Origin of the sequence: Roseibium sp. (assembly GCF_050301095.1) — a bacterium.
Lineage (GTDB): Bacteria > Pseudomonadota > Alphaproteobacteria > Rhizobiales > Stappiaceae > Roseibium.
The window spans coordinates 22,439-30,812 of the sequence record NZ_JBNKYW010000164.1 but is presented as its reverse complement, the minus strand read 5'-3'; the positions used below and the strand labels follow the sequence as shown (position 1 = coordinate 30,812).

Annotated in this window: 7 protein-coding genes; 1 reads left to right on the top strand and 6 read right to left on the bottom strand. The window is 59.9% G+C overall.

The window, feature by feature from the left end:
- Positions 1-516: substrate-binding domain-containing protein (locus ACQY7U_RS15185; protein WP_428645862.1), on the bottom strand; the 516-nt coding region annotated here is incomplete at its 3' end.
- 692 nt (positions 517-1,208) lie between these two features.
- Between ACQY7U_RS15185 and ACQY7U_RS15180 the strand changes: the two genes are divergently transcribed.
- A complete protein-coding gene (locus ACQY7U_RS15180) occupies positions 1,209-2,414 on the top strand; it encodes an ROK family protein (protein ID WP_428645859.1) in 1,206 nt (401 codons plus the stop codon).
- A gap of 82 nt (positions 2,415-2,496) precedes the next feature.
- Here the strand turns inward: ACQY7U_RS15180 and ACQY7U_RS15175 are convergent, their stop codons facing one another.
- The 5 genes from ACQY7U_RS15175 to ACQY7U_RS15155 are packed head-to-tail and all read right to left on the bottom strand — an operon-like array spanning position 2,497 to position 8,316.
- On the bottom strand, positions 2,497-3,375 hold the full coding sequence (locus ACQY7U_RS15175) for a CheR family methyltransferase (RefSeq protein WP_428645857.1): 879 nt from the start codon (positions 3,373-3,375) through the stop codon (positions 2,497-2,499).
- Positions 3,372-4,589: a protein-glutamate methylesterase/protein-glutamine glutaminase gene (locus ACQY7U_RS15170; RefSeq protein ID WP_428645854.1), complete on the bottom strand. Its 1,218-nt coding sequence runs from the start codon at positions 4,587-4,589 to the stop codon at positions 3,372-3,374. The genes ACQY7U_RS15175 and ACQY7U_RS15170 overlap by 4 nt, the downstream gene beginning before the upstream one ends.
- 20 nt (positions 4,590-4,609) lie before the next feature.
- The gene (locus tag ACQY7U_RS15165) at positions 4,610-4,975 is read right to left on the bottom strand and encodes a response regulator (RefSeq protein ID WP_428645851.1); all 366 of its coding nucleotides are present in this window, start codon (positions 4,973-4,975) and stop codon (positions 4,610-4,612) included.
- A gap of 36 nt (positions 4,976-5,011) precedes the next feature.
- On the bottom strand, positions 5,012-5,503 hold the full coding sequence (locus tag ACQY7U_RS15160) for a chemotaxis protein CheW (protein ID WP_428645848.1): 492 nt from the start codon (positions 5,501-5,503) through the stop codon (positions 5,012-5,014).
- Complete coding sequence (locus tag ACQY7U_RS15155) at positions 5,500-8,316, bottom strand: hybrid sensor histidine kinase/response regulator (RefSeq protein ID WP_428645845.1); 2,817 nt, start codon at positions 8,314-8,316, stop codon at positions 5,500-5,502. The genes ACQY7U_RS15160 and ACQY7U_RS15155 overlap by 4 nt, the downstream gene beginning before the upstream one ends.
- Positions 8,317-8,374 lie beyond the last annotated feature (58 nt).

Below are 8,374 nucleotides of genomic sequence, written 5' to 3'. Positions count from 1 at the left end.
GTCGCGCAGAACGCCGACCGTCGGCTGGCTGATGCCAAGGTCGAGCATGGCGATCTTGGCATCGGCGGCCTTGTCGCCGAGGCTGGCGGCGGCCCACTGGCCGATCAGCTCACCGGCCTTGAAGTTGTCGGTGGCAAAGGTCGCGTCCGCAGCGTCGATCGGATCGAGCGGGGTGTCGAGCGCGATTACCAGAAGACCGTTGCCACGGGCCTGCTTTACGGCCGGGACGATGGAAGACGTGTCGGCTGCGGTGAGCAGGATACCCTTGGCGCCATCGGCGATGCAGGTCTCGATCGCGGCCACCTGGGTTTCGTGGTCGCCGTCGACCCTGCCGGCGAAGGACTTCAGTTCGATGCCGAGTTCCTCTGCCTTGGCGCTCGCTCCTTCCTTCATCTTCACGAAGAACGGATTGGTGTCCGTCTTGGTGATCAGGCAGGCGGAGATGTCGGCAGCCGCTGCCGGAGTTGCTGCCATGGCTGCGAGAACGGAGCCCGTTGCGAGTAGTTTGCGGATCATGGATGTCATTTTTACCTCCCGTATGGAGCCCCGAAGCGCCTACATTGCGGGGCATTTCGAGACAAGATTCAGATACTTCATAATGAAGTAGATATTTACCGCTTCGGCTGTCATCACGCGGCTGACAAGGATCGACCGTTGGCCGCTTGCACTTCCGCGTAAATCACTCCGGATGATTTCGATCCTTGGTGATCAGGACTTGCCTACATTTCCATCGAGCTTGCCCCGACCGGGCTGCCTCCTGATCGCCCAAAGAGATACTCAAAAAATTCTCCCTTGTCAAACTTAATTCATTATGAAGTAATTACTATGAGCCGATGACAGGGAGACCCGGCTCTCTGATTGGCCACGAAAGTGAGCAAGGTCGTTATACCAAACGCAATTGACGGGGATCTATCTGATGGGGTGTCCCGGTTTACCGGCAAGGCGCACTGCGCACCAAGGTCTGATTGGCCGCTTAAAAGTGCAACGCTGTCCGGCGAACCCAAACACTCCCACCGAAGGAGGTGTTTGGAGACTGTTCAGCGGCGTTACCCGCCTTGACCGATGCGCTGCTTCGCTCTGCGACAGGCTCCTTGCCGAACAGACTCCAAACACGGCCAGAAAGGTTCCCATCAATCACGGTTGGTATTGGTTTCGATGCCTTGCACGCACGGCCGTCAAACGTTATTCAATTTTCTCGGAGACAAGAAATGAAGTTTGAAAAGCGCGAGCAACAGATCCTGGCGGCTCAAAAAGGTTCCAACCAGGTTGCTGTGCGCGGCTTCAACGAAAGACTTGTCCTGGATCTTGTCCGCAAGAATGGCGCGCTTACCAAGGCAGAAGCGACCCGGCTGACCGGACTGTCTCCGAATGCAGTTTCCGTTATCTTCCGGGCGCTGGAAAACGAAAATCTGCTTTTGCGCGGCGCGCCCATCAAGGGCCGCATCGGCCAGCCCTCGGTACCGATGCGCATCAATCCGGATGCCAGATACTACCTCGGCCTGAAAATCGGCCGCCATGTCGCCGACTTCGTCGTCATCGATTTCACCGGCCAGGTCAGAAGCGTTGTTTCAACGACTTACAAATACCCCATGCCGGATGAAACCGTAGCCTTTGCCCGGAACAACCTGCCTTCCCTGTTAAAGGGAGCCGGTCTTGAAAAGGAGCAGATCTCGGGATTCGGCATCGCCATGCCCGACGAACTTTGGAACTGGACCATGGACTTCGGTGCGCCGAAGTCGAAGATGGAAATCTGGCGGGACGTCGACTTGTCCAGGGAACTGTCCGATCTGGGGCCATGGCCTGTCTATCGGGAAAACGACGGCACCGCCGCCTGCGGCGCGGAGCTGCTGTTTGGTCCGCACCAGTCCACCCAGGACCTTCTCTATTTTTTCGTCGGCACCCTGATCGGGGGCGGCATCGCCCTGAATGGCAGCGTGTTCCGTGGCAGAACCGGTAGAGCGGCAGGCTTCGGGCCCATGCGCGTTCCCGTCAGCACGCCCGGAAAGGACAGGCTGGTGGACTATGCTTCACTCTCAGTACTTGAAAACATGATCGAACTTGCCGGAGGCGACCGGTTCTCCATCTATGGTGACGAAAACGCCTGGCAGGAAAACGCCGGGCTCGTCGAAAGGTGGCTGGAAACCACGGCACTCGGAATCGCGCACGCTATCGTGTCCTCTTTGTCGGTGATCGATTTCGAAACCGTTGTCATTGACGGCAGCTTTCCGCCGACTGTCCGCGAAAAACTGGTCGAACTGGTCAGCCGGCAACTTGATCAACTGGACTTGCAAGGCATTGAGAAACCGGCTGTTGAGGGTGGACGCTGGGGGCCTCTGGCCAGAGCGGTCGGCGCGGCCGCCCTTCCTCTCGCGGACGAGTATGTGATCAATCAGAACACGCTGATGCGGCACTGAATTTTTGCGGAAAAGAACCTGTCATTTCCAATAGAAAAGGCGGCACTTGGCCGCCTTTTGATTTTGTGCTGCAGGACAGGGCCTATCTTTGGAAGGCGCCGCCCGCAACCAGACGCGGACTTGCAACCGTTCCGGTCGCTGCCTGGACAACCTGCTTCTTCTGGAAGAGACCGCGCTTGCCGGGCACCGGCTTGAAGGCATCCGTCAGGCCGACGACAGTTTCAGCCGCGCCCAGAACCAGATAGCCGTCGTCCGGCAGGGACTTTGCCAGCCGTCCAAGGATTTCGGACTTGGTTTCCTGATCGAAATAGATCAGCACGTTCCGGCAGAAGACGATATCGAATTCGCCGAGAAGACTGAAACTTTCAAGCAGGTTGAACTTGCGCCACTCGACCATCGCCCGCATTTCGGGAGTGATCTGCCACATGTCGCCCTTCTGCTCGAAATACTTCAGAAGCATCTGGATCGGCAGGCCGCGCTGGACCTCGAACTGGCTGTAGAGGCCGGTCTTGGCTTTCTCCAGCACTTCCTGGGACAGGTCCGTCCCGAGAATGCGCGTGCGCCAGCCGGGCATCTTGGCCTTGTCTTCCTTCAGGCAGATCGCCAGGGAATAGGGTTCCTGACCGGTGGAGGCCGCCGCGCACCAGATCTTGATCTGTTTCCGGCTGGCACGGCTCTCCAGAAGGGCGGGCAGCATCGTGTCGCGGAAATGCTCGAACGGCGTCTTGTCACGAAAGAAGAACGACTCGTTCGTGGTCATCGCCTCGATGACTTCCGTTTCCAGCGCGCGGTTGCCGCCACGCTGAATCTGCTGGATGACGGCGCTCAGCGTTTCCAGCTTGGAACTGCGGGCGACCGGCAGCAGACGGCTTTCCACCAGATACTGCTTGTCGTTCGACAGCACCAGACCGGACTTGGTCTTCAGGAAGTTCTTCAGGAATTCGAACTCGCTTGGGGTCATCTTGTGTTCCCCTTCAACACACGCGAGATCTTCGGCCCGATCTCCTTCAAGGGTAAAATGTCGCTGCACATGCCGGTATGTGCCGCCGCTCCTGGCATGCCCCAGACAACGCTGGTCGCCTCGTCCTGCGTAATGACGCTGCCGCCGCCGGCAGCAATCGTCTTCACCCCGTCGGCGCCGTCATGGCCCATCCCGGTCAGGATGACAGCCAGACTTGCCGAACCATAGGCCTTGGCTACGCTGTCGAAGAGCGGATCGACTGCCGGTTTGCAGAAGTTCACCGGCGGGCCGTCCTTCAGGCGGATTTTCACGGCGCCGGCATCCTTTTCCAGCACCATATGCTTGCCGCCCGGAGCCACGTAGATGTTGCCCGGCTTCAACATTTCGCCGTCCGCGCCCTCCTTGGCCGGCCGCAAGGCGGCCTTGCCGACGTGTTCCGCCAGGATGGCGGTAAAGGTTGGCGGCATGTGCTGGGTGATCACCACCGGCACGTCGTTCATTGCCGTGCCGACTTCCTTCATCACTTCCTGCAGGGCCTGCGGTCCCCCGGTCGACGAACCGATCGCCAGGATCCGGGGTTTTGCAGTCGAATAGGGGCGGGTCTGGAACTTTTGTTCCGCCACGGCGGCAGCCTGGGCAGCGCCACGGAAGCTTGCCCTGGTGTCGGTCGCGGGGCGAACCGTGACGGGCCTTGCCGGAAGGGCCGTGCGGCCCGCTCTGGTTTCGGCACGCATCGTGCGTGCCGGACCGCGCAGGCGGATGGCACGGGCGCCAAGCGCCTTCACCTTCTCGACGAGCTCCCGGCGGAAGTCGATCGAGGTCGTAACTTCGGACGTGGTCTCCGGCTTCGGCACATAGTCGGCGGCACCGAGAGACAGGGCCTTCAGGCTGATTTCCGCGTTCCGCCGCGTCAGCGTGGACGCCATGATGACGACTAGGTCGCGCTTCTTGGCCAGCATCAGCGGCAGCGCGGTCATCCCGTCCATTTCCGGCATTTCGATATCCAGGACGACAACGTCCGGATTGCTCTTTTCGATGTCCTCGACCGCTAGTTTGCCGTTCCGATGGGAACCGACAACCTTGAGATCCTTGTCTTCACCGAGCCAGCGGGTCAACAGACCGCGGATGACCACCGCGTCATCAACGACCATCACCTTGATGGGGTCGCTGCCCGGACTCGCGCCAGCGGAGACACTTCTTTGCGCAAATGCCATTAAGACTGCCCAACTCGAAACTAGATAAGACCGACTTCCTGAAACTTGGCTTCGACAATCTCACGGTCGAAAGGTTTCATGATGTATTCGTTGGCACCGGCGCGAATGGCTCGTGCGATATGGGCGACATCGTTTTCTGTCGTGCAGAAGACGACAACGGGATTCTCCCCGCCTTCTTCCGCTCGGAGGCTGGTCAGAAACTCCAGCCCGTCCATCACCGGCATGTTCCAGTCCAGGAGGATCGCGTCCGGCATGGTCTTCCTGCACTCGTCAAGTGCCTGCTGGCCATCCTCGGCTTCGGTGATCTCGAAATTCATGTCTTCGAGAATACGGCGGGCCACCTTCCGGATGACACTCGAGTCATCAACTACAAGGCACTGTTTCATCGGGCGTAACTCCACTCAATGGCCATTTCCGGCCTCTTATGCTGCAGCCATGGGTTCGGTGAACATCGCGCCAAGCAGGCGGTCCACGTCCAAAATTACCATCAACTGTCCATCCAGACGGTGAACCCCTCCGGAAATCTCGGCCCAGCGGCGATCCAGGTTCGATGGATTGGGTTCCGAGGAAGCGGCAGGCAGCGTCAGCACTTCACCGACCGTGTCGATGACGAGACCATAGCTTTCCTGCTTGTATTCGATACCGACCGCCATCATCTGCCCGTCCTTGAGCGGGGGCAGATGCAGACGCCGGCGCATGTTGATCGCCGTCACGATACGGCCGCGCAAATTGAGAACGCCCTGCACTTCGGGTGCGGACATCGGCACGCGGGTCACGCTCTCGGGGACGAACACGTCATGGACCTGGGAGATCGGGAGGCCGAAGAGCTGGCCTCCGATCACGACGGTCACATACTGGATCATGTCGCTGGCGGTTTTTTCACCCGTGTTGAGCTTGTGTTCCAGGACACTCATGCTGCAACTCCCATTTCACCGGAGAAGACGTCTTTCAGGGCCGCGATCAAGCCGGGCCGGTCGAATTTGGCGACATAGTCGTCGAAGCCGGCCTGACGGCCCCGCTCGATCGAAGCCGGTGTCACCATGGACGACAGGGCCAGGATCGGGATGTTGCGGAAACGCGGGTCGCGGCGCAGCGATTCGCAGAACTCGAAGCCGTTGATTTCCGGCATTTCGATATCGCTCACGATCGCGTGGAACTTGTCGCCATTCTCCAGAAGCTCGAAAGCCTGCTGCGGACCGACACAGGTGGTCACGTCATAGCCTGCGGCTTTCAGCACCGGTGTCAGCATATTGCGGAAGAAGGAGCTGTCGTCGACGAAGAGAACCTTCTTGGTCAGCGCCTCGATGTCCATCTCCTTGCGCATGAACCAGTCTTCGAAGGCCTGTGGCAGGTAAAAGCCGAGGTCGATGATCTCCGTTGCCCGTTCCTTGACCACCGCCGAGCCGAGAACGCCCGGGCGTTCCGAACCGACCTCGATGTTCATGCGGTCCTCGACAATGTCGACGATCTCGTCGACCACGAGGCCCATCGAACGGCCGGCGTCGGAGAAGACCAGCATCGGCTGCGTGCCTTCCGTCTTGTGGCTGTCGCCTTCGTTGACATAGACGAGCGGCATGAGAGCCCCCCGGTACTGGACAAGATCGCGGCCGTTGGAGCGCTCGATCTTCGAGACCTCGAATTCCTCCAGACGCGTGACCAGCGACAGCGGCACGGCCTTCGGTTCGGGCGCTCCCGCGCGGAAGAGCAGCAGGGAAATCGAGGTCTGGCCGGTGATGGCCCTGCGCTGCAGATCCTCGTGCTCGTCTTCCTGATTCTCCGCAACCGCGCTGGATGCATGGCTTGCCATGGCGCTGGCGATACCGTTCGGATCGATGATCATGATCACCGAACCGTCGCCCAGGATGGTGTTGCCGGAGAACATGTCGAGGTTGCGCAGCATGGTCGACATCGGCTTGACCACGATTTCCTCCGTGTGGAAGACACCGTCGACGACAACGCCGAATGTCTGGCTGCCGACCTGCATCACCACGATGAAGCCGTTGTCCGCATCGATGGCCTCGTCGGCATTCTCGCCTTCGTAGATACCGAGGAGCTGGGACAGGTGCACCAGCGGCAGCAGTTTGTTGCGCAGGCGCAGGACAGGCGTGTCCTTGATCCGTTCGATCCGGTGTTCGGAGTTGGTCTGAACGCGAACCAGTTCGACCACCGACAACTGCGGGATCGCGAAGCGGTCGCCGGCGGCCTCGACGATCAGCGTCGAGACGATGGCGAGCGTCAGCGGGATCTTGATGATGAAGCTGGAGCCCTTGCCCGACACCGAGCGCAGATCAACGGTCCCGCCGATCAGTTCGATGTTGTTGCGCACCACGTCCATGCCGACGCCGCGTCCGGAAACGCTGGTGACCGCGGCTGCCGTGGAGAACCCGGCGGCGAAGATGAACTTGTGGATCTGTGAATCCGTCATCTTGTCGACTTCGGCTTCCGTGGCAAGACCGCGTTCCACGACCTTCGCCTTGACCCTGTCTACATCGATGCCCTTACCGTCGTCACGGACTTCGATGATGATGTGGCCGCCTTCATGATAGGCCGCCAGGGTAATGGTGCCCTTCTCCGGCTTGCCGGCGGCGCGGCGCTCGTCCGGCCGTTCCAGGCCGTGGTCTGCGGAGTTGCGGACCATGTGGGTCAGCGGATCCTTGATCATTTCAAGGACCTGGCGGTCCAGTTCGGTATCCGCACCGATCATTTCCAGTTCGATCGGCTTTTCAAGTTCCTGGCTGAGGTCGCGGACGATGCGCGGCAGCTTCTGCCAGGCGTTGCCGATCGGCTGCATGCGTGTCGCCATGACACCTTCCTGCAGTTCGGCCGTCACGTTGGAAAGACGCTGCAGGGGCACCTTGAATTCGCTGTCCTCATGCCGGCGCACGATTTCCAGGAGCTGGTTCCGGGTCAGCACCAGTTCGGACACCATCGTCATCAGGTGCTCGAGCGTGTCGACCGCAACGCGGATGCTCTGGTTGGAAACGCTGCCGCCGGAGGATTTCTTCTCACCGGCCTCACCGCGGGCCTTCTTACCTTCCGGTGCCTTTGCTTCCGGTTTGGCTTCCGCCTTGGCTGCTACCGCTGCCGGCGCCACTTCCTCGGATTCATCGCAGATTTCCTCGGCTTCGGCGTCAAGCGTTTCCGCAATCTCGACCTCAACTTCCGTTTCGCGGAAAGCCCGCTCCAGCTCGTCAAGGGAGACCTCACCCGGACGCAAGGGGCGTTCAAGTGACTGTTCCGAAACGCTTTCTTCGACGGGAGCTTCTGCTTCAGGCTCAACGGCGGCGACTTCCTCGGCCTCCGCGGCTTCCGCGGCTTCCGCAGCCACACCTCCGGCCATTGCCGCATCGGCCTTGGCGGACATGTTTTCCAGCTGGCCGATCAGCACGCTGTCGTCGCCTTCCGGCTCTTCGCCTTCGGCAGATTCCAGCTCACCGAGAATATCCTTGATCTGGTCGATCGATTCCAGAATGAGCGTCACGGCTTCCTGTGTCACCGGCGCACCGTCGCGAAACTTGCCCATCAGCGTTTCCGCAGCGTGCGCAATTCCTTCAAGCCGGGGAAGGCCTAGAAAGCCGCAGGTGCCCTTGATGGTGTGCACCAGACGGAAAATATTATCCAGAATAGTTGCGTTGTTGGGTTCCTGCTCGAATTTCACGAGCTCTACGTCAACAACATCGAGACTCTCGTTCGTCTCTGTAATGAATTCCCTGAGGAGGTCGTCCATGGCCTGCTCTCACCCGACTTGTTACTGGTTCCGCATCCGTTCAAGGATGTCTGGACCG

Bases quoted from the DNA above. Each gene is read 5' to 3' on its own strand.
- ACQY7U_RS15175 (WP_428645857.1), bottom strand. From the start codon at position 3,375: ATGACCCCAAGCGAGTTCGAATTCCTGAAGAACTTCCTGAAGACCAAG.
- ACQY7U_RS15170 (WP_428645854.1), bottom strand. From the start codon at position 4,589: ATGGCATTTGCGCAAAGAAGTGTCTCCGCTGGCGCGAGTCCGGGCAGC.
- ACQY7U_RS15155 (WP_428645845.1), bottom strand. From the start codon at position 8,316: ATGGACGACCTCCTCAGGGAATTCATTACAGAGACGAACGAGAGTCTC.
- ACQY7U_RS15165 (WP_428645851.1), bottom strand. From the start codon at position 4,975: ATGAAACAGTGCCTTGTAGTTGATGACTCGAGTGTCATCCGGAAGGTG.
- ACQY7U_RS15180 (WP_428645859.1), top strand. From the start codon at position 1,209: ATGAAGTTTGAAAAGCGCGAGCAACAGATCCTGGCGGCTCAAAAAGGT.
- ACQY7U_RS15160 (WP_428645848.1), bottom strand. From the start codon at position 5,503: ATGAGTGTCCTGGAACACAAGCTCAACACGGGTGAAAAAACCGCCAGC.